This is a genomic window from Klenkia sesuvii (assembly GCF_037083825.1).
Lineage (GTDB): Bacteria > Actinomycetota > Actinomycetes > Mycobacteriales > Geodermatophilaceae > Klenkia > Klenkia sesuvii.
In genome coordinates this window covers 219,453-245,844 of the sequence record NZ_JBAPLU010000005.1, presented here as the reverse complement: position 1 = coordinate 245,844, position 26,392 = coordinate 219,453, and the positions used below count along the sequence as shown (strand labels likewise).

The 26,392-nt window shown below is 72.7% G+C and carries 24 protein-coding genes; 13 read left to right on the top strand and 11 right to left on the bottom strand.

Annotated features, from left to right (window positions below):
* Together TEK04_RS07400 and TEK04_RS07395 are read left to right on the top strand one after the other, a co-directional pair.
* On the top strand, nucleotides 1–291 hold a 291-nt coding region (locus tag TEK04_RS07400; RefSeq protein WP_336403683.1), incomplete at its 5' end, for a transposase.
* A 414-nt stretch (nucleotides 292–705) separates the two neighbouring features.
* A complete protein-coding gene (locus tag TEK04_RS07395) occupies nucleotides 706–3,438 on the top strand; it encodes a TrlF family AAA-like ATPase (protein WP_336403682.1) in 2,733 nt (910 codons plus the stop codon).
* Nucleotides 3,439–3,714: 276 nt separating this feature from the next.
* On the opposite strand, the gene TEK04_RS07390 is transcribed toward TEK04_RS07395, so the two are convergent.
* Complete coding sequence (locus TEK04_RS07390) at nucleotides 3,715–5,010, bottom strand: M18 family aminopeptidase (protein ID WP_336403681.1); 1,296 nt, start codon at nucleotides 5,008–5,010, stop codon at nucleotides 3,715–3,717.
* Between the two features lie 83 nt (nucleotides 5,011–5,093).
* Here TEK04_RS07390 and TEK04_RS07385 point away from each other — a divergent pair, with 83 nt between their 5' ends.
* Nucleotides 5,094–6,188 (top strand): carboxylate-amine ligase, encoded by a 1,095-nt coding sequence (locus TEK04_RS07385; protein ID WP_336403680.1) that lies wholly within the window; start codon nucleotides 5,094–5,096, stop codon nucleotides 6,186–6,188.
* 7 nt (nucleotides 6,189–6,195) lie between these two features.
* On the opposite strand, the gene TEK04_RS07380 is transcribed toward TEK04_RS07385, so the two are convergent.
* From TEK04_RS07380 to TEK04_RS07370, 3 genes are read right to left on the bottom strand one after another with little or no spacing between them, the layout of a single operon-like run.
* Nucleotides 6,196–7,347, bottom strand: a complete 1,152-nt coding sequence (locus TEK04_RS07380; RefSeq protein ID WP_336403679.1) for a hypothetical protein — start codon at nucleotides 7,345–7,347, stop codon at nucleotides 6,196–6,198.
* Nucleotides 7,344–7,889, bottom strand: a complete 546-nt coding sequence (locus tag TEK04_RS07375; protein ID WP_336403678.1) for an RNA polymerase sigma factor — start codon at nucleotides 7,887–7,889, stop codon at nucleotides 7,344–7,346. The genes TEK04_RS07380 and TEK04_RS07375 overlap by 4 nt, the downstream gene beginning before the upstream one ends.
* A gap of 53 nt (nucleotides 7,890–7,942) precedes the next feature.
* Entirely contained in the window at nucleotides 7,943–8,515 is a 573-nt protein-coding gene (locus TEK04_RS07370) for a VanZ family protein (RefSeq protein ID WP_336403677.1), read from the bottom strand.
* Between the two features lie 133 nt (nucleotides 8,516–8,648).
* On the opposite strand from TEK04_RS07370, the gene TEK04_RS07365 reads away from it, so the two are divergent.
* Nucleotides 8,649–9,164, top strand: a complete 516-nt coding sequence (locus TEK04_RS07365) for a GNAT family N-acetyltransferase (protein WP_336403676.1) — start codon at nucleotides 8,649–8,651, stop codon at nucleotides 9,162–9,164.
* Between the two features lie 80 nt (nucleotides 9,165–9,244).
* Here TEK04_RS07365 and TEK04_RS07360 read toward each other — a convergent pair whose 3' ends face one another.
* The gene (locus tag TEK04_RS07360) at nucleotides 9,245–9,694 is read right to left on the bottom strand and encodes a MarR family winged helix-turn-helix transcriptional regulator (protein ID WP_336403675.1); all 450 of its coding nucleotides are present in this window, start codon (nucleotides 9,692–9,694) and stop codon (nucleotides 9,245–9,247) included.
* Nucleotides 9,695–9,764: 70 nt separating this feature from the next.
* On the opposite strand from TEK04_RS07360, the gene TEK04_RS07355 reads away from it, so the two are divergent.
* From TEK04_RS07355 to eutC, 4 genes are all read left to right on the top strand, one after another.
* Nucleotides 9,765–11,543, top strand: a complete 1,779-nt coding sequence (locus tag TEK04_RS07355) for an NAD(P)H-binding protein (RefSeq protein ID WP_336403674.1) — start codon at nucleotides 9,765–9,767, stop codon at nucleotides 11,541–11,543.
* A gap of 116 nt (nucleotides 11,544–11,659) precedes the next feature.
* Entirely contained in the window at nucleotides 11,660–13,072 is a 1,413-nt protein-coding gene (gene eat, locus TEK04_RS07350) for an ethanolamine permease (protein WP_336403673.1), read from the top strand.
* Nucleotides 13,069–14,481: an ethanolamine ammonia-lyase subunit EutB gene (locus tag TEK04_RS07345; RefSeq protein ID WP_336403672.1), complete on the top strand. Its 1,413-nt coding sequence runs from the start codon at nucleotides 13,069–13,071 to the stop codon at nucleotides 14,479–14,481. The genes eat and TEK04_RS07345 overlap by 4 nt, the downstream gene beginning before the upstream one ends.
* Nucleotides 14,478–15,209 (top strand): ethanolamine ammonia-lyase subunit EutC, encoded by a 732-nt coding sequence (gene eutC / locus TEK04_RS07340; RefSeq protein ID WP_336403671.1) that lies wholly within the window; start codon nucleotides 14,478–14,480, stop codon nucleotides 15,207–15,209. Before TEK04_RS07345 ends, eutC begins: the two co-directional genes overlap by 4 nt.
* 222 nt (nucleotides 15,210–15,431) lie before the next feature.
* Here the strand turns inward: eutC and TEK04_RS07335 are convergent, their stop codons facing one another.
* Entirely contained in the window at nucleotides 15,432–15,815 is a 384-nt protein-coding gene (locus TEK04_RS07335) for a hypothetical protein (RefSeq protein WP_336403670.1), read from the bottom strand.
* Between the two features lie 20 nt (nucleotides 15,816–15,835).
* Nucleotides 15,836–16,612, bottom strand: coding sequence for a type I methionyl aminopeptidase (map, locus tag TEK04_RS07330; protein WP_336403669.1), 777 nt, complete (start codon nucleotides 16,610–16,612; stop codon nucleotides 15,836–15,838).
* Nucleotides 16,613–16,677: 65 nt separating this feature from the next.
* Here map and TEK04_RS07325 point away from each other — a divergent pair, with 65 nt between their 5' ends.
* Nucleotides 16,678–16,944, top strand: coding sequence for a helix-turn-helix domain-containing protein (locus TEK04_RS07325; protein ID WP_336403668.1), 267 nt, complete (start codon nucleotides 16,678–16,680; stop codon nucleotides 16,942–16,944).
* 35 nt (nucleotides 16,945–16,979) lie between these two features.
* On the top strand, nucleotides 16,980–17,666 hold the full coding sequence (locus TEK04_RS07320) for a hypothetical protein (RefSeq protein ID WP_336403667.1): 687 nt from the start codon (nucleotides 16,980–16,982) through the stop codon (nucleotides 17,664–17,666).
* Here the strand turns inward: TEK04_RS07320 and TEK04_RS07315 are convergent.
* Nucleotides 17,627–18,178 carry a dihydrofolate reductase family protein gene (locus tag TEK04_RS07315; protein ID WP_336403666.1) on the bottom strand — a complete coding sequence of 184 codons (552 nt, stop codon included), beginning with the start codon at nucleotides 18,176–18,178 and terminating at the stop codon, nucleotides 17,627–17,629. The genes TEK04_RS07320 and TEK04_RS07315 overlap by 40 nt on opposite strands.
* A gap of 128 nt (nucleotides 18,179–18,306) precedes the next feature.
* Here TEK04_RS07315 and TEK04_RS07310 point away from each other — a divergent pair, with 128 nt between their 5' ends.
* Nucleotides 18,307–18,846, top strand: coding sequence for a hypothetical protein (locus TEK04_RS07310; protein WP_336403665.1), 540 nt, complete (start codon nucleotides 18,307–18,309; stop codon nucleotides 18,844–18,846).
* 57 nt (nucleotides 18,847–18,903) lie between these two features.
* Here TEK04_RS07310 and cydC read toward each other — a convergent pair whose 3' ends face one another.
* The 3 genes from cydC to TEK04_RS07295 are packed head-to-tail and all read right to left on the bottom strand — an operon-like array spanning nucleotide 18,904 to nucleotide 24,853.
* Nucleotides 18,904–22,254 (bottom strand): thiol reductant ABC exporter subunit CydC, encoded by a 3,351-nt coding sequence (gene cydC, locus TEK04_RS07305; protein ID WP_336403664.1) that lies wholly within the window; start codon nucleotides 22,252–22,254, stop codon nucleotides 18,904–18,906.
* The gene (cydB, locus tag TEK04_RS07300) at nucleotides 22,251–23,285 is read right to left on the bottom strand and encodes a cytochrome d ubiquinol oxidase subunit II (RefSeq protein ID WP_336403663.1); all 1,035 of its coding nucleotides are present in this window, start codon (nucleotides 23,283–23,285) and stop codon (nucleotides 22,251–22,253) included. The genes cydC and cydB overlap by 4 nt, the downstream gene beginning before the upstream one ends.
* A gap of 11 nt (nucleotides 23,286–23,296) precedes the next feature.
* Nucleotides 23,297–24,853: a cytochrome ubiquinol oxidase subunit I gene (locus TEK04_RS07295; RefSeq protein WP_336403662.1), complete on the bottom strand. Its 1,557-nt coding sequence runs from the start codon at nucleotides 24,851–24,853 to the stop codon at nucleotides 23,297–23,299.
* Between the two features lie 123 nt (nucleotides 24,854–24,976).
* Between TEK04_RS07295 and TEK04_RS07290 the strand changes: the two genes are divergently transcribed.
* Together TEK04_RS07290 and TEK04_RS07285 are read left to right on the top strand one after the other, a co-directional pair.
* Nucleotides 24,977–25,324: a BlaI/MecI/CopY family transcriptional regulator gene (locus TEK04_RS07290; RefSeq protein ID WP_336403661.1), complete on the top strand. Its 348-nt coding sequence runs from the start codon at nucleotides 24,977–24,979 to the stop codon at nucleotides 25,322–25,324.
* A 16-nt stretch (nucleotides 25,325–25,340) separates the two neighbouring features.
* Nucleotides 25,341–26,273 (top strand): M56 family metallopeptidase, encoded by a 933-nt coding sequence (locus TEK04_RS07285; RefSeq protein WP_336403660.1) that lies wholly within the window; start codon nucleotides 25,341–25,343, stop codon nucleotides 26,271–26,273.
* Nucleotides 26,274–26,392 lie beyond the last annotated feature (119 nt).

Below are 26,392 nucleotides of genomic sequence, written 5' to 3'. Positions count from 1 at the left end.
GACTTCGCCCAGAACCAGATCTGGTGCGCGATCGTGGCGCTGGCCTGCGACCTCACCGCCTGGATGCAGACCCTCGCCCTCACCGGACACCCCGGCCACGAACAGGCCCGACGCTGGGAACCCAAGCGGCTGCGGCACCGGCTGTTCTCCATCCCCGCGCGAGCCGCGCGCACCGGCCGCCGCAGACTGCTGCACCTGGCCGCGACCGCGCCCTTCACCGCGCTGGTCCTGGCCGCGCTCGACGCCCTCGCGCGGCTCACCGCCCCACCGCCGAGGGCCGCGACCGGCTGACCGCCGGCCCCTACCTCAACGACCCCAAGGACCCGACCGGCACGTGGACCCGGCGCCCACCCGAACGACATCGGGCGAACCGTCACACCCCGATGCGATCCTCACGCCCACGCGGGGCCAGAACCCCGACGACAAACACACGGGACAAGATCACGAAAGTTCGAGGCTAGGCCATCCGGGCCAGGGGGCGCAGTTGCAGTGCGGCCGGCGGACCTGCAGGGGTCGGTGGTGCAGGTCTTGGCCCACGAGAACTTCCGGTCCCCAGCTCGCGAACGAGCAAATACCCGATCGCCCCTGACCAGCAATACAGTATGCAACACGACCCATGGGGATCGAGAAGCGCAGCCGGGATTCGGAGTCGACCTGCCGGGGCTCTTCACCGGTAGCGACGAACCTCTGTGTCAACATCACCGCATGACCGCAGCTCCAGAGTCGGCCACGGCCTCCGCAAGCGAACCAGTAGAGCACCACGCGGGAGCACGTTGGTGGAGTATTGACATCCACGCTCATTCGCCTGCGTCGTTCGACTTCGGCGGCTTGGAAGGCGGCACCACCGTTACTGCTAAACCATCGTTTAAGACATGGATTCAGGCGTACATCGATGCGGGGGTCGATGGGATAGTCGTGACCGACCACAATTCACACGAGGGAATTTCCCTAGCCCGAGCCGCTCTGGAAGAGTTGCGTCAAGAAGTGCCGCAGCTTCCGCCGTTTGTCATCTTTCCAGGGGTTGAAATCACGGCCTCGGGCGGGTTTCACATTCTAGGGGTCTTTGACCCGTCGGACGACGCGGATATCGTCAACAGGGCCCTTGCTTTGTGTCGGTACACCGGCACACGCGGCGCGAGCGATGAGACCGCGAATATGACGGCGGTCGACATCGCTTCTGAAATCTCAGATCTGGGCGGTCTGTGTATACCCGCCCATGCTGATCAAGCCCGGGGGGTTTTCAGCATGGATGATCGCGATCTTGCGGCTCTCGCCGGTTCCCCTCTCGTTCTCGCGGCTGAGGTAGTAGACGACGCGCATGTTGACAAGGCGCAGCGGAGGGGCTGGGTGCCGTTGCTTGGCTCCGACGCCCATCACCTGACAGTCGATTCCTGTCCCCCTGGGATGGAAGCGAAGGCGCCAGGAACTCACCTGACGCTGATCAAGGCAGAGGTGCTCGACCTGAATGGGGTGCGGCTGGCCATCACCGACCCGGACGAGTCGGTACGTCGATGTCGGAGCGACTACGAAGACCCAAATCTAGCCATCCACGGCCACATTGATCGTGTGGAGGTATTGCGCAACAACGTTGCCGAGTCGTTCAGCTTCGGCCCTTGGATGAACTGCCTCATTGGTGGGCGTGGGGTAGGTAAATCAACCCTCATCGAACTGCTCCGCTTGGCGCTGGGGCGAAGTCATGAATTAGATGGGGCCGTTGCCGAGGATTTGCGTCGTTTTAGCCCCGACGTCGAAGCCGGCGAGCGATGGTGGGATGAGCAAACGCAGATCACGGTCTACTACACAAAGGATCAGCGGCAGCTACGGGTCTCTTGGACCGGGAAGAGTCCGAGTAAGCCAGACTTGCATCTGTGGACAGGTGCGTCCTGGGAGACCCAGTCGGGCCGGGCGGTCGATCGAGCCCCCGTTCGAGTTTTTAGCCAGAAACAGATTTACGAGCTTGCTACGTCGCCGCAGAGTTTCCTGGCAATTTTAGACGACATGCCAGCCGTTGGGCGGCATGAATGGGATGAGGACTACGCTCAGCTGCAGCTTCGTTTCAAGGGGGAGCGCAACAAGCTCAGACAGTTGGCTGCTGAGGCGGAGAAGGCTGACCGCATTCGGGGTCAATTGCAGGAGGTTCGGGGCAGACTTCGTCACCTCGCGGAGCTTCGGGCGAGTACCGAGTATCAAGAATTGGAGTCGACCGAGGCGCGCATAAGGGATTCGAAGGATGGTGATGACCGAGCTCATACTATCGAGGAACGTCTGTCGGCCGATGCGGCCATTTTGCTCAGTCTGAGAACCGAGAATTTGCGCGTGCCAGAGTTCGATGCGCGGGCGGCCATTTTTGATTCCGCCGCTGAGCTTTTGAAAGAGGCGTCCGAAATTCTTGCGGCCGGAAGGGCTGCATGGGGGGCGCAAGGCGTAACTGCGAGATGGGCCGATCGCGTGATGGAACTCAATGAGTGGCTCAGCGAGCAAGGTGGTGCTGCGAAAGTTTCCGCTGAGCAGACTCGCTCGGATCGACAGCGGGAGATCGAACTTGAGGCAGAACTGCAGGAGGTTGAGAATTCTGACGAGAGGATGCGCGAACAACAGCGAAATGTCGATCAAGTTCTGACTGAGATTTCGATAAAGCGGACTGAGTTGTTCAATCGCAGGCGCGGATATACAGAACAACTCAATAGCGTCCCCGGTTCTCCCACCAGGGTGGAAGTGCATCATCAGGCCGATGTTGGGCTTATTGGAGAAGAGTTGCGAAATCTCCTCAATTGCCCGGAATCTTTCGAATCGGCCTTTGGTAGGGATGGCATCGCGCGATCCCTGCTGGGGCATCAGGTCAAGAACCCAAGCTTCCCAAGTCGAGTCGCAGACTTCAAGAAGGCTTTGATCGACTTCGTGCGGGCGGGATCGAAGTCTACTATTGGTCAAGAGCTCTACGTGGATCGTCGATTTTATGCTCGGTTGAGTAATAACGACGCTTTCGAACTGGAAACCAACATATTGTTGTGGTTCCCTGAGGATTTAGTGTCGGTCCGCTATCGTCCGCGCGACGGAAACGGATACATCGCCGTGGACAGGGGATCACCGGGACAAAAGACGGCCGCATTGCTCACCGTTATCCTGCAGATGGGTACCGATCCGCTTGTTCTGGATCAGCCCGAAGACGACTTGGAAAATAAGCTAATTAGGCATCTTGCGGTCGAGACGCTGAGAAACATCAAAAGTCGTCGGCAACTAATCATCTCAACGCACAATGCAAACATGGTCGTAACCTCGGCTGCGGAAAACATTATCGTACTCGAACACGGGAGTCTGGTTCCACGAATCGAGGCGAGCGGTACGCTGCAAACGCCAGGCGTGAGAGACAATGTGTGCGAAATTCTTGAAGGTGGTGAGGACGCTATCAAAACTCGGTACCGTAGGCTCGTAGGGTAGTCATGTGCAGTAAATTCCGTACGTCATTCAGGCCAAGATTCGGACACGCCCGCGTCGCACCGTCTCAAATCGCGAGCATATATTCTTCGCCAGAGTGGCCTCAGGAGGTTTGTGGCGCGCGGTCGGCAGGTCTGGGGCTGGTCGGTGAGCCGCTTTCTGTCTAGACCGCGCTCAACGGGATGTGGTGGCCTCTTGAGTCGTCCGCCCCGCGAAAGGTGTACTCACCCCCATGAGGTGGTGAGCGAAAGCGCGATAGGTTGTAGACCGCAGGTGCATTCAGTCGTTGAGAAGGCAGCTACTGAACGCGGCAACCATATGGGGGACGTCAGCGGCCGAGGCTAGTTCCCGGACGGAATGCATCGCGAGCTGGGGCGCGCCGACGTCCACCGTCGACAGACCCAGCCGGGTCGCGGTGAGCGGGCCAATCGTCGAGCCGCAGGGGAGGTCGGCGCGGGAGACGAAGTGCTGCACCGGCACCCCGGCCTCCCGGCAACGTTCGGTGAACCAGCCGCCCGACACCGCGTCGGTCGCGTAGGCCTGGTTGGCGTTGAGTTTGAGCACTGGTCCGCCGCCCAGCACTGGCTGGTGGAAGGGCTCGTGCCGCTCCGACCGGGTCGGGTGCACCGCGTGCGCCATGTCGGCGCTGACCAGCTTCGACGCCGCGATCGTCCGGGCGAAGGCCTGGGGCTCGGCGCCGGCCAGCCGAGAGATGACGTCCTCCAGGAACGACCCCCGCGCCCCCGACGCCGAGCCCGACCCGACCTCCTCGTGGTCGTTGCACACCAGCACCTGCGTGTGCCGCGTTTCCGCGGAAACACCCGACGGCGTTTCCGCGGAAACGCGCAGCAGCGCCAGCAGCCCCGAGTGGCAGCACGCCAGGTCGTCCAGCCGCGGCGCCGCGATCCACGTGCCGTCGGCCCCCGTCCGCGCCGCCGGCTGGGTGTCGGCCAGCACCAGGTCATGACCCACGACGTCCGCCGCCGAGACACCGGCCTCAGTCGCCAGCGCCTCCAGTAGACCGGGCTCGGTCGACAGCTCCGATCCCCACACCGGCTGCAGGTGACGCTGCGGATCCAGGCTCAGCCCCTCGCGCACCGACCGGTCGAGGTGGATTGCAAGCGACGGCAGACGGAGCGGTGCCCCGGGCAGCTTCACCAGCGTCGTCGTCCCACCGCGCAGCGCCAGCCGCCCCGCCACCGTCAGCTCGCGGTCGAGCCAGGTGTGCCACAGCCCGCCGCCATAGGGCTCCACGCCCACCAGTCGGTAGCCGGCCTGTCGCATCTCGAACCGGGGGCGCACCCGGAACGTGGGGGAGTCGGTGTGCGCGCCGATGATGCGCAGCCCCGCCTGGGACACCGGGTCCGACCCCACCCGCACGGCCACGACGCTCGCCCCGCGCACCGTGAACACCTTGTCGCCGGGGGAGAGGTCCCACACCGCCGTCTCGTACAGCTCCCGGAACCCACCCTCCCGCAGGCGCCGGGCGATCTCCGCCGCCGCGTGCGAGGGGGAGGGGGACGCGTCCACGAACGCGCGCAGGTCGTCACCGAGGGAGAGGTCGCGGTCTGCCACGTCGTCGTGTCTACCCGAGCCCACCGACAGCAGCAGACCCCCTTACCGTTCGCGCGCCACCCCAGCTCGGCAGGAGAACCCGCATGACCGCACAGACCCTCGGCGTCGAGGAGGAGTTCCACCTCGTCGACCCCGCCACCGGGTCGCTCGCGGCCAGCTCGACCGTCGCCGATGCCGCCGTCCTCGGGCAGCCCGGGCCGCACGTGCAGCCCGAGATCTCCACGACCCAGCTCGAGACCGCCACCGGCGTCTGCAGCACGCTCGGCGAGGTCCGCGCGGCCCTCCGGGAGACGCGCGCAGAGGCAGTGTCAGCGGCACAACGCGACGGGCTGACCGTCCTCGCGGCCTCCACGCACCCGTCGTCGTCGGTCGGCGACCTCGTGCTCACCGACGCCCCGCGCTACCGCGTCATGGTGCAGCGCTGGGCCCGGCTCGCGCAGACCCAGGACATCTGCGGCACCCACGTGCACGTCGGCGTCGACGACCTCGACACCGCCGTCCACGTCATGGACCGCGCCCGCCCATGGCTGCCGCTGCTGCTCGCGATGACCGGCAGCTCGCCGTTCCACGAGGGCGCCGACACCGGTTACGAGTCTTGGCGCACCGTCTGGTGGTCGCGGTGGCCGGTCTCTGGCCCACCCGAGGCCCTGGGCGACGCCGACGGCTACCGGGCCGTCGTCGCCCAGCTCGTCGCCAGCGGCATGGTGCCCGACGGCTCGCAGCTCTACTGGGACCTGCGGCCCTCCACCCACGTGCCGACCGTCGAGTTCCGCATGGGCGACGTCTGCACCGACCTGGACGACGTCGTCCTGCACGCCGCGCTGTGCCGGTCGCTGGTCGCCGTCCTGGCCGCCGACGAGGGCCCGGCCGCCGACGTACGGCCCGAGGTGCTGCGCGCCGCCCGCTGGAAGGCCGCCCGCGCCGGGCTCACCGGCGACCTAGTCGACCCGGTCACCGCCTCGCTCGTGCCCGCGGAGACCGCCGTCCGGTCGCTGGTGCGGTTCGTGTCCGACGACCTCGCCGAGCGCGGTGATCTCGACGAGGTCACCGCCCTCGCCGAGCAGCTGCTCGGCCGTGGGACGTCGGCCGCCCGCCAGCGCCGCACGATGCACCGCACCGGCGACGCGGGGGCCGTCGTCCGCGACCTGCTCGAGGTCGGCGGCACCCTCCCCGCCTGACCGGGGGCTACTTCTCCCCGTACGTGGCGATGCGCGGGTCGTCGGGGGCCACCTGGCGCAGCGAGCCCAGCATGGCCTCCACGGCGTCGAGGTCGCCGGGGGAGAAGCGGCTGATCGCCAGGGCGCCGGGCTCGACGTCCACGGCGAGGGTGAGGAACCCGGCCGAGCCGGGTGGTCCGCCGTCCGCCTCGCTGCCCCGGACCGGGCTGATGACCGCAGGGTGGCCGGCGACCTCGATCAACCGGTCGTCGACCCACGCACCCGCGGCTGCGGGGAGGTGCGGCTCCGGGTTGGCGTACACGTCGTAGCCACGGCCCTCCAGTCCGCCGCTGGCGCTGACCATCCAGCTGGTGCCGCCGGTGGGCAGGTCGTAGGGCGGACCGGTGCGGAGGTGGATCAGCGACCACCCGGGGTCCACCGCCTGCCAGGTCACCGCCGGGCCATCCACCGTGACACCGGTGAGCTGCCGGCGTGCCTCGTCGAGCCCGAACCCGACGACCTCGGCCGACCACTGGCGCCCGGTGTCGTCGGACCACACCCAGCGGTGGAGCTCGTGGTCGATCGAGCGGGCGGGGTCCGGTGCGAGATCGAACCGCCGCGCGGGCTGGCCGAACACGGTGTCGGGGACGGAGTCCCGGTCCACCACCGGCGTGTTGATGTAGGCGTCGACCGGACCGGTGACCGCGAGGCGTCCGGTCACGACGCCGCTCGGGTCGAGCTGCAGCGCGACGAGGGACGGGACGTCGCAGTTCTGCGACCGCTCGTGCCGCACGAGGATCTGGGTGTACTCCCAGCCGGTGGGCAGCTGGTCAGGCAGGAGCCGGACGTCGGCCCGCGCCGGGTCCACCGCTGTGGCGAACCCGTTCGAGCAGATGAACTGCCCGTTCTGGGCGACGGCGACCGACAGACCCGACGGCCCCGTCCCGTCGTCCTGACCCACGACGCTGACGACCACCGGCACCGCGGTCAGCACGGCCGCCGCAGCGGCCACGAGCGCCACCCGGGTGCGCGGGCGCAGTCGCCTCGCCCGTGGTGCCGGACCGCCGTCGCGCTCGGCGTCCACCCGGCGGCGAGCGCCCGTGAGCAGGGCGGCCAGCTGATCGTCGTCGAGGTCCGCCGGGGCTGCCTGGGCCAGGCGGTCGAGGAGCGGATCGGTCACGGGGTGCCTCCACGGTGCGGGGCCGGGGTCCGGTCCTGGTCGATGTCGCGAGCCGCCCCTGCGAGCTGGGCGAAGCGTCGGCGGGCCCGGTGCAGGCGCACCTTGAGGGCGCCGCGGGAGCAGCCCAGCGCCTGTGCCGCCTCGTCCTGGGTGAGGCCGTGCCACGCCAGCAGCGTCAGCAGCTCACGGTCGGCCTCGGACAACGCCCGCAACGCGGCGAGGGTGCTGCTGTCGTCGTCCAGCGAGGGCCAGGCGTCGTCGTCCTCGACGGTGCCGTCCGCCAGGGAGACGAGTCGGTCGTGCAGCGCGCCCTGGCGCCGTCGGCTGCGCCGGGCGTTGGCCGCGACGCCGCGGGCCACGCCGAGCAGCCAGGGCAGGCCGAACTCGGGCACCTCGTCCAGCCTCCGCCAGGCCACCGTGAAGGTGTCGGCGACGACGTCCTCCACGTCGTCGGGCAGCACCCGGGACCGGGCGTACCGGACGACGGCCGCAGCGTGGTCGGCCCACAGACGGTCGAACCGCTCGTCGGGGGAGTCACCCACGGCGACCTCTCAGCGTGCTCACACCCGGGGAGTGTCCGGTTGGTGCCGAACGGTTACAGGTGCGCCGGAGGCGGCGCCGCGACCTCCGCGCGCTGCCAGCGGACGCGGTCGACGAACCCGGCCAGGGCGGGCACCCGGGACGCGAGCTGCAGCAGGCCGTAGCCCACTGCGCCGCCCACGACGTTGAAGAACAGGTCGTGCACGTCGGCGATGTGGCCGCCGCCCAGCAGGTGGGCGGTCAGGTACTGCGTAACCTCGATCGCCAGGGTCGACGCCACCACCGCGGCCATCACCCGCAGCCACGACGGCCGCGCCAGCACCAGTGCCCCGAGTACACCCAGCGGCACGAACACCAGCACGTTCATGACGGCGTCGGAGACCTCGTAGCCCGTCCTCGGGTCCAGGACCAGGTACTCCGACCACGGCACGTCGGCGCGCGGCTTGTCCAGGAAGACCGGGAACACCGTGTTGGCGACGATGCCGGCGGCGTACACGCTCAACACGACGGCCACGTCGGCGCGCGGGGTGCTCCACCGGCCACTGCGGTGCAATGACCACAGCAGCGCCGCGAGGACGACCGCGGCCAGCGGGACGACGACCGGCAGCACCGGGACCTGGCGGAACACGTGTCGAGTGGCTCTCTGGTTGGTGATCGGACGACGGCACATCATCCCCGACGCCGCGCATCCGCCGGCGACCCGGCGCGCGGTCGCTCCGTGCCGACCCGCCACTGCACCTGAGCACTGGCAGGGTGGGTCCGTGCCCGTGCTGACCACCGACCGGCTCCGGCTCGACGAGCTGACCGACGCCGACCTCGACGACGTCGCCGCGATGGTCGCCGATCCGGCCGTCATGCGGTTCTACCCCGCGCCCCTGGACCGCACCGGCGCGCAGCGGCTCATCGACCGCAACCGGGCCCGGTACACCGAGCTCGGGTTCGGGCTGTGGGCCGTGCGCACGCACGCGGGGGAGTTCGTCGGCGACTGCGGGCTGACCATGCAGCACGTCGACGGCCGCGACGAGGTCGAGGTCGGCTACCACCTGCGGACGGCGGCGCAGGGCCACGGCTACGCGGCCGAGGCTGCCCGGGCCTGCGTGCAGCACGCCCACCAGCGGGGGATCGAGCGGGTGGTCGCGATCGTCGACCACGAGAACCTGTCCTCCCAGCGGGTGGCCCTCCGCGCCGGGTTGCTGCTGGAGAGCGTGCTCGACCACGGCGGCCGCTCCACCCACCTCTACGCGACGACGGTGGAGGGGCCCGGGCCCGACGAGTGAGCAGGCGCGGCCGTCGAAGCGGGGCGGCAACGGCAGTCTGTGCATCCCCCGGCGCGGTCCGGGCCCGCCGGCCCGTCGAATCAGCCGGATGTGCCCGCGATGATCCGCAGCAGCAGGGCGTTGAGCTGCCGGCTCTCCTGCTCGGTGATGCCGAGGTCGCTCAGGTCACCGGCCTCCGCGGCGGTCGCCCAGGCGCCGTCGAGAGCGGCCCGGCCGGCGTCGGTGATCTCGATGGGGTTGCGCCGACCCTTCTCCCGCGTGCCGCTGCGCCGGGCCAGGCCCCGCTCCTCGAGCTGGTCGAGCAGCGGGGCCACGCTCTGCGGGCGGAGCAGCACCTCGCGGGCGATCTCGGCGGTGGTCATCGCCGTCCGGTCGGCCAGGAACGCCAGCACCCCGAACTGCACCGGGTTGAGGCCGTGGCCGGTCAGCCGCTCGGCCAGCCGGTTGCCCACCGACCGGGCCGCGCGCAGGACGTTCCAGGCGAGCACGCCGTCCAGGCGGTCCACGGCCGTCGTCCCCGTCACGTCCATGCGCACATCCTGGCACCGGGGTACGGTCGCACCGACTAACAGATATCTGTTACTTCGGCGGAGGAGAGCTGTGGGCGCGGAGACGACCGGGCGGTTGCTGGTGCTGGGTGCGAACGGGCCGACGGGCCGGGAGACCGTCCAGCAGGCGGTCGACCGCGGGTACGAGGTGCACGCGCTGACCCGGCACCCCGAGGACTTCCCGATCACCCACGACCGGGTGCGCGTGGTCGCCGGCGACGCCACCGACCCGGCGGTCGTCGACGCCGCGGTCGCCGGGACCGACGCCGTCGTCTGCGCCATCGGGGCGCGGTTCACCCGCCGTCCGGTCGAGGTCTACTCGACCAGCGCCCACCTGCTCATCACGTCCATGGTGCGGCACGGCCGGCGGCGCCTGGTGGTGGTCACCTCCTCCGGGGTCGCCCCCTCGCACTCCCGGCGCGGCGTGGTGCAGCGGGCGTCCTACCGGCTCACGCGCAGCACGTTCGCGCGCACCGTCTACGACGACATGGTCCGCATGGAGACCTACGTCCGCGGCAGCGGCCTGGACTGGACCGTCGTGCGCCCGCCCGGCCTGACCACCGGCCCCCGCACGCGGCTGCACCGTCGCCGAGGACGAGGTCAAGGGCAGCTTCTGCACCCGCGCGGACCTGGCGGGGATGCTGCTCGACCAGCTCGAGGACGACCGCTACCTCCAGCGGGTCGCCGCCGTCGCCACACCCGGCCTGACGGTGAGCGCCCTGGAGATGTTCCGCACCGAGGTGCTGAAGCGATGACGCGACCACAGCGGTCCACGGCGGTCGAGGTGTGGCAGGACGGCCGCCAGCAGGTCCCCGGGGACGGCCACGCCGAGCTCTGGCACTTCGACGGGCGCCTGGACGACGGCACCAGCATCGCCGTCGCCTTCTGCCTGGTCGGGGTCGACCCGGACGACGCCGAGCGCTGGACCACCGTCGTCAACGTCATGCTCACCGGACCGGACGGGTCGAACGAGGTCCATGCGAGCACCGGCACGGTGCCGGCGGCAGCGGCCTCCACCGCCCGGTGCGACCTGCCCTTCGGGCCCCACCGGGCAGCGGGTGACCTCACCAGCTACGGCGTGCACGTCGAGGCCGACGACGGGGGCCTGGTCCTCGACCTCCGGTACACCGCGGTGTGCGACCCCCACCGGCCCGAGCGCATCACCCTGGACGACGGGGACGGCGGCGGCGCGTTCTTCGACCACCTCGTGGTGCCGCGGTGCTCGATCGCGGGCACGATCACCCGCGCCGGCGTGGTCCGCGAGGTGTCCGGCGAGGGCTACCACGACCACCAGTGGTTCGACGCCGACCCGCTGACCACGTGGCACCGCTGGCTGCTGGGGCACGTCGGCACCGACACCCACACGGCCGTGGTGTTCGACCTGGTCGCCGCCGAGCGCTTCGGCTTCGACCGGCAACCGCTCGTCACCGTGTTCGACACCGACGGCCACCTCGTGCTGCACACCGCCGACGCGCAGTGCTCGGTCGAGGCGTTCACCGACCCGTCGAGCCGCAAGCAGTACCCCCGCCAGGCCAGCTACACCGCGCGGGACGGTGCCACCGCGGTCCGGGTCGACGTCGAGTGGGAGACGACCCTGGTCTCCGACGACGTCTACGCCCGAGCGGACGACGCCGGCGGTGGTGCCCTGCGCAGTGGATCGCGCCAGGAGTTCGACGCCCTGGGGATCGCGCCGTCCTACGCCCGCTACCTCGCCCGCGGGCGCATCGAGGTCACCGACGAGCGCGGCCCTACCCGCAGCACCGGCGAGATGGTCTGCGAGCTCAACCACCCGGGCCGGGAGACCCCGGCGGCGCCGCTGTCGACGTCCTGACCCGCCGGGCCGCGACATCCTGAGCCGGACCGCCGCCGGGGCGCAACACGAGGGCATTGCCAGCGCAACACAGCAGGGCCACAGTGAGCGCCACCCGACGCCCCCGGAGGCAGCTCGTGACCGCTGAACCCACCACCACACCCGGCACCAGCGACTACCTCGCCAAGCGGCAACTGCGCACCGGGACGGCGGGCTGGCCGCTGCTGGCCGGGCTCGGCGTCGCCGCGGTCATCTCCGGCGACTACGCCGGCTGGAACTTCGGCCTGGCCGAAGGTGGCTTCGGCGGCCTGCTCATCGCCACCGTGCTCATGGGGATCATGTACACCGCCATGGTCTTCGGCCTGGCCGAGCTCGGCGCCGCACTGCCGACCGCCGGTGGTGGCTACACCTTCGCCCGCCGCGCGCTCGGCCCCTGGGGCGGCTACGCCACCGGCGTCGCCGTCCTGCTCGAGTACGCCATCGCCCCGGCCGCGATCGCCACCTTCATCGGCGGCTACGTCGAGTCGCTGGGCCTGTTCGGCATCACCGACGGCTGGTGGGTCTACCTCGCCGTCTACGCCCTCTTCATCGGCGTCCACCTCATGGGCGTCGGCGAGGCCCTCAAGGTCATGATGGCCATCGCCGCGGTCGCCGTCCTCGGGCTCGTGCTGTTCCTGCTCGGGGCGATCCCCAACTTCGACGCGGCCAACCTCACCGACATCGCGCCCACCGACGCCGCCGGGGCCTCGGACTGGCTGCCCTTCGGCCTGCTCGGCGTGTGGGCGGCGTTCCCGTTCGCGATCTGGTTCTTCCTCGCCGTCGAGTGCGTGCCGCTGGCGGCCGAGGAGGCCAAGGACCCGGCGCGCTCCATGCCCAAGGGCATCGTGGCGGCGATGGCGGTGCTGGCCACCCTCGCCGTCCTCATGCTCGTGTTCACCACCGGCGCGGGCGGCGCGCAGTTCATCAGCGAGTCGGCCAACCCGCCGGTCGACGGCCTCGAGCCCGGCACCCTGCAGACGGTCGTGAACTACATGGGCCTGGTCGGCCTCGTCGCCAGCTTCTTCTCCATCGTCTACGCCTACAGCCGGCAGACCTTCGCGCTCTCCCGCGCGGGTTACCTGCCCACCTCGCTGTCGGTGACCAACAGCCGCAAGGCCCCGGTGCTGGCGCTCGTCGTCCCCGGCGTGGTCGGGTTCCTGCTCACCCTCACCGGCCAGGGCGCGGTGCTGCTCAACATGGCGGTGTTCGGCGCGGCGCTCTCCTACGTGCTGATGATGACCAGCCACGTCGTGCTGCGCCGCCGCGAGCCCGACCTCGAGCGCCCCTACCGGACGCCGGGCGGCACCGTCACGACGTCGGTCGCCCTCGTGCTCGCCGTCCTCGCGGTGCTGGCCACCTTCCTGGTCGACCCGCTCGCCGCCGGTCTGACGCTGGTCGCGTTCGGGCTGTTCATGGCCTACTTCGCGTTCTACAGCCGGCACCACCTGGTCGCCTCGGCGCCGGAGGAGGAGTTCGCGGCGCTGGCCGCGGCCGAGGACGACGTCCGATGAGTGCGCGCCGGGCAACGGTGGCCGGCCACACCCACGAGTTCCCCACGCTGGTCGAGGTCATGGCCAAGGCCACCCCGGCCCGCTCGGGCGACGTGCTCGCCGGCTGCGCGGCGACCTCGGAGGCCGAACGGGTCGCGGCCCAGACCGTGCTCGCCGACCTGCCGCTGACCACGTTCCTCGACGAGCAGGTCGTCGGCTACGACGAGGACGACGTCACCCGGCTGGTGCTCGACACCCTGGACGCCGACGCGCTGGCCCCGGTGCGCTCGTTGACCGTCGGCGGCTTCCGCGAGTGGCTGCTCGCCCGGGCGGCGGTGGGTGACGAACCGGCCATCTCGGGCCTGGCCCGCGGGCTCACCCCGGAGATGGTCGCCGCCGTCTCCAAGCTGATGCGCAACGCCGACCTGGTCGCCGTCGGCCGCCGCACCCGGGTCATCACCGGCCTGCGCTCGACCATCGGCCTGCCCGGCCGGCTGGCCTCGCGGCTGCAGCCCAACCACCCCACCGACGACGCCGTCGGCGTCACCGCCTCGCTGCTCGACGGCCTGCTGCACGGCAGCGGGGACGCCGTCATCGGCATCAACCCGGCCACCGACTCCCCGGCGCAGACCATCGCGCTGCTCGAGCTCGTCGACGCGGTCATCACCCGCTACGAGATCCCCACCCAGTCGTGCGTGCTCGCCCACGTCACCACCACGCTGCGGGCGCTGGAGAAGGGCGCCCCCGTCGACCTGGTGTTCCAGTCCGTCGCCGGTACGCAGGGCGGCAACGAGGGCTTCGGCGTGACGCTGGACCTGCTGGCCGAGGCCCGTTCTGCCGCGTTGGAGCTGGGCCGGGGGACCGTCGGGCGCAACGTCACCTACTTCGAGACCGGGCAGGGGTCGGCGCTGTCGGCCGGCGCGCACCTGGGCGTCGGCGGCCGGCCGGTCGACCAGCAGACCCTGGAGTGCCGCGCCTACGGCGTCGCCCGGCACTTCGACCCGCTGCTGGTCAACACCGTCGTCGGGTTCATCGGGCCGGAGTACCTCTACGACGCCAAGCAGGTCATCCGCGCCGGCCTGGAGGACCACTTCTGCGGCAAGCTGCTCGGCCTGCCCATGGGCGTCGACGTCTGCTACACCAACCACACCGACGTCGACCCCGACGACACCGACACGTTGACGCTGCTGCTCGGCGCGGCCGGGTGCTCGTTCGTCATCGCCGTCCCGGGCTCGGACGACGTGATGCTGCACTACCAGTCGCTGTCGTTCCAGGACGTGCTCACCGCCCGCCAGGTGCTCGGCCTGCGCCCGGCGCCGGAGTTCGAGGCCTGGCTGGAACGCATGGACCTCGTCGACCACACCGGCCGGGTGCGCGAGCTGACCGCCGACGCCCCGCAGGCGCGTGCGCTGCTGGCGGCCGCGCGGTGAGCTCGGACGCCTTCGAGGTGCTGCGGGCGGCCACCCGGGCCCGGGTCGCCCTGGGCCGGGCCGGGGACGGGCTGCCCACCGACCGGCTGCTGGAGTTCCGCGCCGCGCACGCCGCCGCCCGGGACGCCGTCCACACGCCCTTGGACGTCCCCGCCGTCGCGGCCGCCCTCGGGGAGACCGGGCTCGACGTGCTCACCGTGACCTCGGCGGCCCCGGACCGGGCGACCTACCTGCAGCGCCCCGACCTCGGGCGCGTGCTGGCCGAGGGCACCGACCTGCCCGGCGGCTCGTACGACCTGGCGCTCGTGGTGGCCGACGGGCTGTCACCGCGGGCGGTGGCCGAGCACGCCGCGGGCACGGTCACCGCCGTGCTGGAGCGGCTGACCGGGTGGTCGGTCGCCCCGCTCGTGGTGGCCACCCAGGCGCGGGTGGCGCTGGGCGACCCGGTGGGGGAGGCCCTGGGCGCCCGCATCGTCGTGGTGCTCATCGGCGAGCGGCCCGGGCTGTCCTCGGCGGACTCGCTGGGGCTCTACCTCACCTGGGGACCGCGGCCGGGGCGGGCCGACAGCGAGCGCAACTGCATTTCCAACGTCCGCCCCCCGCACGGCCTCGGCTATGCCCAGGCGGCCGAGACGCTGGCCGGCCTGCTGCTGGCCTCCCGGGAACTGGGTGCCAGCGGCGTCGTCCTCAAGGACGAGGGCGCGGCGCTGCCCCCCGGCGCCGGCTGACCGAGGGTCGGACGTCGTCGCGCGCCGGCGGGCCCACCACGAGGCCCCTTCCGCGCAGCGTTGATCAGGGGGTGCACGGAAGTCCGGCCCCCTCCACGAGATCTGATGAAGGGGGCCAGAGTTCCGTGGCGGGGGACGGCGCGAGAGGTGGCCACCCCCAGGAACAGGACCAGGCGTCGGCGAGTGGCGTCTCAGGGTTCGCGAACGGCCCGGGACGAACCCTCAGCCGCCACTCGACCCGAAGCGCTGGCGGACGCGGCTGACCTGGTTGCCGACGGCCGTGGTCACCGGGTCGACGAAGCGCCGACGTTGCCACTGCGCCCGCTGCACCCACCGGCCGCGGCGGGTGGTCGCCCGGGGCACGAACCACAGGCCCTCGCGGCCGGTGCTGGGCACCATGACCAGCTGCGGGGTGGGTTCGTCGTGCTCGGCGGCGAACCGCTCGGCCGTGGCGGCGGCCTCGGCGCGGGCGTGCAGGCGCGCCCGGACGTCGTCGGCGGTGTAGGAGCGGCGCTCGCGCTCGTCGCGGGCCAGCACCACCCCGGTGGCGGCGACCCCGGCCAGGCCGGCGAGCCCGAGCAGCTTCCCGACCGTGGCGCGACGCATGTCGGGCACCGTAGCGGGGGTCAGCGGCCGGAGGGGAGGGTGATGATCTCCACGCCGTCGTCGGTGATCGCCACCGTGTGCTCGCTGTGCGCGGTGCGGCAGCCGGTGGCGCTGCGCAGGGTCCAGCCGTCGTCGTCGGTGACCAGCTCGTCGGTGTCGGTCATCACCCACGGCTCCAGGGCGAGCATCAGGCCCGGGCGCAGCTTGTAGCCCCGCCCCGCCCGGCCGTGGTTGGCCACGTGCGGGTCCTGGTGCATCGTCGAGCCGATGCCGTGACCGCCGAACTCCATGTTGACCGGGTAGCCCGCGCCCTCCAGCACCCCGCCGATCGCGGCGGAGACGTCGCCCAGCTTGACCCCGGGGCCGGCGGTGGCGATCGCGGTGGCCAGCGCCCTCTCGGTGGTCTCGATCAGCCGCACGCTCTCGGCCGGGCGGCTCTCGCCCACCACGAAGCTGATCGCGGAGTCGGCGGCCACCCCGCCCAGCACCACGGCCAGGTCGAGGCTGAGCAGGTCGCCGTCGGCCAGGGCGTAGTCGTGGGGGAGACCGTGCAGCACGCCGTCGTTGACGGAGGTGCAGATGTAGTGGCCGAAGGGCCCGCGGCCGAACGAGGGGGCGTAGTCGACGTAGCAGGAGGTCGCCCCGGCGCCGAGGATGATCTCCTTGGCCCACTGGTCGATCTCGAGCAGGTTGGTGCCCACGGCCGCCCGCTGCTTCAGCGACTGCAGGATGTCGGCCACCAGGGCGCCGGTCTCCCGGGCGCGGGCCACCTGGGCGGGGGACAGGATCTCGATCACGGCACGCACTCCTCGGGCTGCACAAACTATCCCGGTCATCCTATCCCGGTACTAGTATCCCGCTCATGGTCCGGTTGCCCCTCACCCCCGACGACGTCGAACGCGGCCGGCGGCTGGGCTCGGTGCTGCGCCGGGCCCGCGGCGAGCGCTCGATGCTGGACACCGCGCTGGCCGCCGGCATCTCGCCCGAGACCCTGCGCAAGATCGAGTCGGGTCGGGTGGCCACCCCGGCCTTCACCACCGTCGCCGCGGTGGCCGACGTGCTCGGCCTCTCCCTGGACACGGTCTGGCGCCAGGTCGGCCACCCCGCCGACGCCTCCCTCGCCAGCTGACCCGGGGCCCGCGCGCTCGGCGCTAGGTTGACCGGGTGCTGACGCTCGATGCCGCGGTCGACCTCACCCGCACCGGCGACGTCTGGCTGTTCCGGGGCGCCTCGGTGGCCGACCGGGCCATCCAGACCCTGACCAACTCCCCGGTGAACCACGTGGGCATGGCCGTGGTCCTCGACGACCTGCCGCCGCTGCTGTGGCACGCCGAGCTCGGGTCCTCGCTGCCCGACGCCTGGACCGGCAACCACCAGCGCGGCGTCCAGCTGCACGACCTGTGCGACGCGGTGAGCGTGTGGCGGCAGAAGTACGGCAAACGTGCCTGGTTGCGCCAGCTGGTCGGCCCGGCCGACGACGGCGGGGTCACCCCGCAGATGGAGGACGCCGTGCTGCGCGCGGTCGCCCGGCACGACGGCCGCCCCTTCCCGACCACCTTCCGGCTGGCGCGCGGCTGGGCCAGCGGGCTGGTCAACCGCCGCACCGACGCCGAGACCATCTTCTGCGCCGAGCTGGTCGCCGCCACGTACACCGCGATGGGCCTGCTGCCCGACGACCGGCCGCTGAACTCCTACGACCCGGGCAGCTTCTGGTCCGGCGACCGCCTCGAGCTGGTCGACGCCCGGCTGGGCCCCGAGGTCGCCGTCGACGTCCCCGCCGTGGGCCCGTTCACCCGCCCGGCCCGGGGCCGTCAGCGGGCCACCCCGCCGGCGGCGCCGAGCACCCGGTAGGTCGTCTGCACCATGCCGCCCCCGAGCACCTCGGTGGACACGTGCTCGAGGTGGACGTCGGCCGGCAGCGGACCGAACAGGGTGTGGCCCTCGCCCACGAGCACCGGCACCCGGGACAGGGTCAGCGTCTGCACCCGCCCGCGGGCCAGCACCGACCGCACGGTCTGCCCGCCGTCGACGTAGACCCGGTCGTGACCGGCGGCGTCGAGCGCGGCGACCGCCTCGTCGAGGGTGCGGTGCACCGTGATGCGGGGGTGGTCGTCGGGGTCGAGGGTGGAGCTGACCACGTGCACGGGTCTGCCCTGGTAGGGCCACTCGGCGTGCGGGGCGATGACCCGGTAGGTGCCGCTGCCCATGAGCAGGGCGTCGACCGAGGAGACGAAGTCGGTGAAACCGGCGTCGCCCGGACTGCCCGAGCCGTCGGTGACCTCGAGGAAGTCCAGGCCGTCGTCGAGGCGGGCGATGAACCCGTCGACGCTGAGCCCCAGGAACACGTGACCGGTGAACGTCATGGCGGCACGCTCGCACGGACCTCCGACAGTTCCCGGTCCACGGGGCCCGCACACGTGGGCCCCCCTCGATGGGGGGAGCCGTCCCGGGGAGGGCGCAACCTTGCCCGGGGGGCGTCGACATCCCCACCATGACCTCGCTGCTCACCGCGACCGGCCACGGGACCGGCACCCCCGGTGCCCCCGTCGCCACCACCGTCGCCGCCCCCGTCGCCGCCCCCGTGGACCTCGACGCCGCGCTGCTGCCCGGGCCCACCGCACTGCACCGCCGGTTGGCCGCGCGGCTGGCCGACCCGACGGCGCGACCGGCGTGCCTGGTCGTGGTCGGGCTGCTGCGCAAGGACACCGGCTGGCCGCTGACCACGGCGGCGATCACCACGATCACCAGCCTGCTCGCCGGCGCCCTGCGCGGCGACGACTGGCTCGCCCGGGAGGACCACACCGAGTTCGGCGTCCTGGTCGAGGGTGCGCCGACCGATGGCGACGTGGTCGCCGCCCGGCTCACCGGCGTGGTCAGCGGCGCCGTCCCGGGGGTGCACGCGAGTGCCGGCGTGGTCACCCTCGAGGCCGGGCTGACCGTCCACGAGGTCGAGCGCCGGGCGCTGCTGTGCCTGGACGCCGCTCGGCACCGCGGCCCCCAGGCCGTCGTGCACTACGCCGGGACGCGCTGAGCGCCCACCGAGCTCCGTCGGCACCGGGGTGTTCCCCCACCCCCGGTGCCGGCGGTCTCACCCGGCCGCGACCCTCATCCTCCTGTCGAGGGTGAGGGTCGTGTCGTCGGTCCCGGCGACGTCGGCGTCGTGGGTCACGCAGACCACCACCCGGCCGGCCAGCGCGCGGCGCAGGTCGGCCACCAGCGCCGCCGCCGTCGGGTGGTCCAGGTGTGCGGTCGGCTCGTCCAGCAGCACCACGTCGCGGTCGGCCAGCAACGCGCGGGCCGCTGCCAGGCGGCGCCGCTCGCCACCGGACAGGGCGGCCCCGCCCGCGCCCACCGTCGTGTCCAGCCCGTGCGGCAGCCCGGCGACCAGCGGTCCGAGCCCGCACACCTGGACCGCCCGCAGCATCGACTCCTCGTCGACCGTGCCGCGCGGCCCGGCCAGGGCCAGGTTGGCGCGCAGGGAGGAGGCGAAGACGTGGGCCTCCTGCGGCACCCAGGCCATCGCCGTCCGCAGGTCGTCGCCGGCCAGGTCGCCCGTCGGCACCCCGGCGACGTCGTAGCGGCCCGACCGTGGCCGCAGCGCCGCCAGCAGCACGGCCAGCAGCGTGGACTTGCCTGCCCCCGAGGACCCGCGCACCACGAGCCAGCCATCCCGGTCGGCGGTCAGCGACACCCCGCGGAGCACGTCCGGGCCGCCAGGCCATCCGGCGACCAGGTCGTCGGTGGTCAACCGGTCGACCGGCTGCGGGACGGCGACCGGGGTGGCCGGGTCGGGTGCCACGGGTGCGGTCACCACGTCGTCCACCCGCCGCCGGACGTCGTCCCACGCGCCGCGTCGTTGCAGTGACCCGACCCAGGCGGTCAGCGGCTCGGCGAAGGCGAGCGGAGCCAGCACCACCACGGCGAGCGCGGGGCCGGGCAACCCGGCCGACCAGCCCAGCACGGCGGCGACCACCGCGGCCAGGCCGGTGCCCGCGGAGACCGCGCCGTCGGCCAGCGCGCCGCCCCGGACCGCGGCCGCGGCGGCGCGGCGCTGGGCGCGGGTCACCGACCGCACCCGGTCACCGGCGTCCACGGCGAGGCCGTGGGCCCGCAGGTCGGCCGCGCCCTCGAGCAAGGTGCTCGTGCCTTCCAGTGCCTGCACCCGCAGGGCCGCCTCGGTGCGGGCGGCGTCGGCGTCCAGGCCGCGGTGCAGCGCGGCCACCACCGCGACCACGGCCAGCAGGACGGCGAGCACCCCCGCCGCGGCCGCCGGCGAGACCAGGGCGAGGACCCCGCAGCCGACCAGCACCGTGACCGCGGCCACGGCCGGCGGGGTGAGCACTCGCACCGACAGGTCCTGCAGCAGCGCCACGTCGCCGACGACCCGGCCCAGGGCGGCGCCGGGGGTGCGGTCGGCGGCGATGCCCTGCCGGGCGAGCGCCTGCCACACGGCCACCCGGCTCGCCGCGGCCAGCCGCAGCGCCGCGTCGTGGGTGGCCAGCCGCTCGTCCCAGCGGGCGACCGCGCGCAGCAGCCCGAACCCGCGGACGCCGACGATGGCCACCAGCAGCGTGAGCACCGGCGGCATCTCCGACGCCCGCACCACCAGCCAGCCTGACAACCCGGTGAGCGCGACCCCGGCGAGGGCCGTCGCCGCGCCCGCGCCCACCGCCCGGGCCAGGGCGGTCCGTGGCCAGCGCAGCCCGTCCGGGTCAGCGGCCGCTGCGTGCGCAGGCTGGGGCGCAGGCGTGTCCGCGCGCGTCGTCGGCGGCACCTGCGCGGTCGCGGGCACGGTGGCAGCCGCGGGTGCGCGCGGGACCGGGGGCGCGGCCGGCGCCGGCAGGACGACCTCCCGGTCGGCCGCGCGGGCCAGGGCGGGGTCGTGGGTCACCAGGACGGTGCTGATGGTCCCGCGCAACCCGGTCAGGACGGCGCCCACCCGCTCGGTGGCGTCGTCGTCGAGGTGGGCGGTGGGCTCGTCGAGCAGCAGGAGCTCTGCGCCGCGCTGCACCCGCACCAGCGCGCGGGCCAGTGCCACCCGCTGCAGCTCACCGGGGGAGAGGGCGGTGCAGCGGCGGCCGGCGAGGTGGTCGGCGCCGGTGCGGGTCAGCGCGTCGACGACCAGGCCCTCGGCGGCGAGGGCGTCCAGGGGGTCGGCCGGGTCGATGCCGGCGTGCAGCCGCAGCTCGTCGGCGACCGTCTCGCCGACGGTGCGGGGGTGCTGCGGGACGACGGCGACCCGCGCGGGCAGCCCGCCGACCGTGCCCGCGACCTCGGCGGCGGTGGGGAGCGTGCCGGCCAGTGCGGCCAGCAGGGTCGACTTGCCCGACCCCGAGGCCCCGGTCAGCGCCACCAGCTCACCCGGGTGCACCCGCAGCGAGGTGGGCGGCAGGGCGGGCACGGCGCGCCCGGGGTAGCGCACGGTGAGCTCGTCGGCGGTCACCAGCGCACCGCGCGGGTCGTCGGCGGGCGCCCCCGGCGACGGTGCGGCGGCGGGGGCCGCGAGCACGGCGCGGGCGTCGGCGGCGGCCTGCCCGGCGTCGGCGTTGGCGTGGTAGGCCGCGCCCAGGGCCCGCAGCGGCGCGAACGCCTCGGGGGCCAGCAGCAGGGCGGTGAGCCCGATGCCCAGCCCGAGCTGGCCGTGGACCAGGCGCAGACCCACGGTGACGGCGACCAGCGCGACCGAGAGGGTGGCGATCAGCTCGAGCACCAGGGAGGAGAGGAAGGCCAGCCGCAGCGTGGCGTTCGTCGTCCGGCGGTGGTCCTCGCCCAGGCGGGACAGCGCCGCGGTCTGCTCGGCGGCCCGGCCCAGCCCGGTGAGCACCGGCAGGCCGCGCACCAGCTCGGCGACGTGCTCGGCGATCCGGTCCAGGGCGCGGGCGGCGCCGGCGGTCTGGTCGGCGGTGTAGGTCCCGACCAGCACCATGAACAGCGGCACCAGCGGGAGGGTGACCGCGACCAGGACGGCCGAGAGCCAGTCGGTGCCCAGCAGCACCAGCAGCAGCACCGGCGGGACGACGACGGTCTGCGCGAAGGCCGGCAGGTACGTGGCCAGCGCCGGCGCCAGGTCGTGCAAGCGGGTGGTGGTCAGCACCGCGGCCGGTCCGGTGCCGCCGGCGGCCTCGACCGCGGCCGGCGAGGCGGTGAGCCGGTCGAGCAGGCGGTCGCGCAGCTGGTCCTCGCTGCGCCGGGCGTCGCGGGCGGCGAGCACCGCACCCACCGACCCGGCCGCCGCCCGCACCAGGGCGCCGGCGGCGGCGAGGGCGAGCCAGCCCAGCGGCGAGCGCCCGGCGACCACCGCGGCGATGCCCTGCGCCAGCCCCGCGGCCAGGGTGACCATCCCGGCGGTCTGCACCAGGGCGACCACCCCCGCCCGGACGACGGCCCCGGTGACACCGGGGACGCCGTCCAGCGGGGCGAGCGGACCGCGCGCGCTCATGCCGCGGCGTGGTCGTGCTCGGGCTCGGCGGTGAGCCGCTTGCGGAACACCCAGTACGTCCAGGCCTGGTAGCCGAGCACGACCGGGAGACCGAAGGCAGCGACCCAGGTCATGACGGTCAGGGTGTAGTCGCTGACCGACGCGGTGCCCACGAGCACGTCGAACGCGGGGTCGATGGTCGAGGCGACCACGGTCGGGTACCCGGCGCCGAAGATCGCCGCGGTGGAGGCCAGCAGCACCAGCGCCCAGCCGACGAAGGCCTGGCCCTCACGGTCGACCTTGAGGCGGCTCCAGGTGCCGACGACGGCCAGGGCAGCCAGCAGCCACAGCACGGTCGAGACCAGCCCGCCCGACCGCAGCACGACGAGCCCGGCCCAGGCCAGCAGCGGCAGCGCGGCCAGCGGCGACCAGCGCAGGGCGAACGCCCGGGCACGCAGCCGCAGCGGCCCCTCGGTCCGCAGCGCCAGGAACACCGCGCCGTGGACCACCGAGTAGGCGAGCACCGCCACGCCGCCGAGCACGACCGGCCAGCCGAACCAGGAGAACGCCCCGCCCACGCGGTAGCCGTCCGCGCCGATCGGCAGGCCCAGCGTGGTGGCGCCGAGCGCCCCGCCGACCCCCACGGCCGCGACGAGCGAGCCGGTGGTGATCACCCGGGTCCAGGCGGCGTCCCAGCGCGGGTCGTGCTCCTGGTGCCGCCACTCGAACGCCACCGCCCGGACGATCAGGCCCAGCAGCACGAGCACGAACGCCAGGTACATCGAGGGCAGCCAGGTGGCGTACCACCCGGGGAAGGCGGCGAACACCGCGCCGGCGGCGGTGATCAACCAGACCTCGTTGCCGTCCCACACCGGGCCGATGGTGCGCAGCATGAGGTTCTTGTCGGCGCGCTTCTGGGCTGCGGCGTTCTCGCCGGACCCCCGGGCGAGCACGGGCAGCAGCGCGGCGACGCCGAAGTCGAACCCCTCGAGCAGGAGGAAGCCGGTCCAGAGCACCGCGACGGCGACGAACCACAGGGTGGGCAGGTCCATGTCCTCGCTCCTCAGTACGCGAACTGCAGGACGTCGTCGCTGGCGTCGTCGTCCGGCCTGGTGGGGGGTGGGGTGTCGTCGTCGTTGCGGGGGCCGCCACCGATGCCCGGGGTGGGGGTGGTGTCGCCCTCGGTGACGCCCCGGCGGGCGAAGCGGACGATCAGCCCCACCTCGATGACGGCGAGGACGCCGTAGAGCACCCCGAGGCTGATGAGCGAGGTCCACACCTCGGCGGCGGTGATGCCCGGCGAGACGGCCTGCGCGGTGAAGAAGTACACCTGCTCGGCCCGCGGCACGTCGGGGTTGGGGTAGACCACGAAGGGTTGGCGGCCCATCTCGGTGAAGATCCAGCCCGCCGCGTTGCCGACGAACGGGGCGCCGACGGCCAGCAGTGAGCCGTAGACGCCGACCCGCGACGTGGGCACCCGACCCTTCCTGGTCGACCACAGGGCGTAGGCGGCGACGGCGGCGGCCACCATGCCCATGCCGATCATGAGCCGGAAGCCCCAGTAGGTGACCGCGAGCACCGGGGTGTAGTCGATGGGCTCGCCGGCCTTGTCGCCGAAGCTCGGGTCGTCGGGGTAGGTGGCGCCGTACTCGGCGGCGTACTGCTCCTGCAGCTGGTTGACCCCGGGTACCGGGCTCTCGAAGTCGCCGTGGGCCAGGAAGCTGAGGATGTAGGGGATCGTGAACGAGTGCACGTCGTCGCACTCGTTCGAGCCCAGCTTGTTGAAGGCGAAGATCGAGAAGGACGCCGGGGCCTCGGTCTCGCACAGCGCCTCGGCCGAGCTCATCTTCAGCGGCTGCTGCTGGTACATCAGCTTGCCCTGCCAGTCGCCGGTCACGGCGGTGAGCGCGAACGCGGCCAGGGCCACCCAGCCGCCGATGCGCACCGATCGGCGCCAGACGGCGTGGTCGACGTCCTCGGTGCTCCTGTTCGCCAGCTTCCGCTTCCGCAGGTGCCACAGGCCGATGCCGACCAGCAGGGTGCCGGCCACGAGGAGCGAGGCGACCATGGCGTGGGTGAAGGCGGCCAGCGCGGTGTTGTTGGTGAGGACCGCCCAGAAGTCGACCTGGCGCGGGCGGCCGGTCTCCTGGTCGACCACGACGCCCACCGGGTGCTGCATCCACGAGTTCGCCGCGATGATGAAGTAGGCGCTGATCGCCGAGCCGACCGCCGCGGCCCAGATGGTGGCCAGGTGCAGCTTCTTGGGGATGCGGCCCCAGCCGAAGATCCACAGGCCCAGGAAGGTCGACTCCAGGAAGAACGCGAGCAGGGCTTCGAGGGCCAGCAGTGAGCCGAAGACGTCGCCGACGAACCGCGAGTACTCGCTCCAGGCCAGCCCGAACTGGAACTCCTGCACCAGACCGGTGGCCACCCCGAGCACGAAGTTGATGAGGAAGATGCGGCCCCAGAACCGGGTCATGCGCAGCCACTCGGCGCGGCCGGTGCGCACCCACATCGTGTGCATCACGGCGACAAGCAGCCCCAGTCCGATGGTCAGCGGGACCATCAGGAAGTGGTAGACGGTCGTGATGCCGAACTGCCAGCGAGCGATCTCGAGCACGTCCACCGCGGCGGCCTCTCTGCCTGTCGTACGATCGGTCCACTTCTTTCTACGCCATGTAGAACGAACTTTTCTACCTTGCGTAGAAGACGCGCCGGTGATGTACGAGACAGGGGGACGGACGTGGAGTCTCTGGGGGAGCTCGAGCGGGCGGTGATGGACCGGCTGTGGTCGGAGGGGACCGCCCTGTCGGCTGCGGACCTGCGCGACGCGCTGGCCGGTCGCGGGCTGGCGCTCACCACGGTGCACACCGTGCTGACCCGCCTCGAGGGCAAGGGCTTCGTGCGGCACGACGACGCCCGCCCGCGCCGCTTCGCCGCCGTCGCCAGCCGCGAGGAGCACGCCGCGGGCCTCATGCACGAGGTGCTCGGCCAGGCCGCCGACCGGCAGGCCGTGCTGGCCCGGTTCATCGGTTCGGCCACCCCCGGCGAGACCGAGATGCTGCGCGCGCTGCTCGCCGACACCCCCTGACCCCGGCGTCGTCCCCGTGCTGCCGCTGAGTGCCGTGCTGCTGGGCCTGCTGGCGCTCGCGCTGGCCTGGCCGGTGCCCGCGGTGCTCGCCCGCGCCCGGTGGCCGCGCCGCGACCCGGTGGCGGCGCTGGTCTGCTGGCAGGCGATCGGGCTCGCTGGTGGGCTCTCCATCATCGGGGCGCTGCTGGTGCACGGGCTCTCCCCGTGGGGTGGCTCGCTGCCCGAGGCCTGGTGGACGTGGGCCGGGCACTGGGTCACCGGCGCCCAGCCGGCCGCCCCGGTGCGGGGTGACCACTGGGTGGCCCAGACGCTGGCCGCCGTGCTGGCGCTGGAGCTGCTGGGGGTGCTGGTGCTGTCGCTGGTGCGCACCGCACGCACCCGCGCCCGGCACCGTGCCCTGCTCGAGCTGATCGTCGACCCTGTCCCGGGGGTCGACGCCCGGGTGCTCGAGTCGCCGGTGCCGGCCGCCTTCTGCATCCCCGGCGCCCGCCCGCTGCTGGTCCTGTCCTCGGGCATGGTCGCCGAGCTGGCACCGGGCGAGCTGGCCGCCGTCGTGGCCCACGAGCGGGCCCACCTGACCGAGCGCCACCACCTGTTCCTGCTGCCGTTCGTGGCCTGGCGCGAGGCGCTGCCCGTGCTGCCGGCCGCCGGCCGGGCGCACGACGCCGTCCGGGACCTGGTCGAGATGCGCGCCGACGACGTCGCGCTGCGCGCGGTGCCCGGCGCCCGGCCCCGTCGGACCCTCGCGCGGGCGATCGTCGCCGCCGCGGAGGGGGGTGCGCCGCGGGGTGCGCTGGCCGCGCACGGCGGCGTGCTGACCGCCCGGGTGACCAGGCTCCTGGACCCGCCCGCGCCCCTCCCGCGCTGGGGCCGGCCCCTGGCCGTCGGCGCCGCAGCCGCCCTCCTCCTGCTGCCCACGACCCTCCTCCTCGTCCCCGCCCTGACCTGACCCCCGGGCCCCCGGGCCCCGGCCCCCCTGAGGCCGTTGATCTTGCGGATGCGAAACGGGGGCGCGCCGGCGAACGGCGTGTCGGCGTTGCGGACGTGCAAGGTCGCGGGTGGGGGGGC

Excerpts from the sequence above, each read along its gene's own strand:
- TEK04_RS07395 (WP_336403682.1), top strand. The coding sequence starts at position 706 with ATGACCGCAGCTCCAGAGTCGGCCACGGCCTCCGCAAGCGAACCAGTA.
- TEK04_RS07385 (WP_336403680.1), top strand. The coding sequence starts at position 5,094 with ATGACCGCACAGACCCTCGGCGTCGAGGAGGAGTTCCACCTCGTCGAC.
- TEK04_RS07360 (WP_336403675.1), bottom strand. The coding sequence starts at position 9,694 with ATGGACGTGACGGGGACGACGGCCGTGGACCGCCTGGACGGCGTGCTC.
- TEK04_RS07345 (WP_336403672.1), top strand. The coding sequence starts at position 13,069 with ATGAGTGCGCGCCGGGCAACGGTGGCCGGCCACACCCACGAGTTCCCC.
- TEK04_RS07335 (WP_336403670.1), bottom strand. The coding sequence starts at position 15,815 with ATGCGTCGCGCCACGGTCGGGAAGCTGCTCGGGCTCGCCGGCCTGGCC.
- TEK04_RS07325 (WP_336403668.1), top strand. The coding sequence starts at position 16,678 with ATGGTCCGGTTGCCCCTCACCCCCGACGACGTCGAACGCGGCCGGCGG.
- TEK04_RS07315 (WP_336403666.1), bottom strand. The coding sequence starts at position 18,178 with ATGACGTTCACCGGTCACGTGTTCCTGGGGCTCAGCGTCGACGGGTTC.
- TEK04_RS07310 (WP_336403665.1), top strand. The coding sequence starts at position 18,307 with ATGACCTCGCTGCTCACCGCGACCGGCCACGGGACCGGCACCCCCGGT.
- cydC (WP_336403664.1), bottom strand. The coding sequence starts at position 22,254 with ATGAGCGCGCGCGGTCCGCTCGCCCCGCTGGACGGCGTCCCCGGTGTC.
- cydB (WP_336403663.1), bottom strand. The coding sequence starts at position 23,285 with ATGGACCTGCCCACCCTGTGGTTCGTCGCCGTCGCGGTGCTCTGGACC.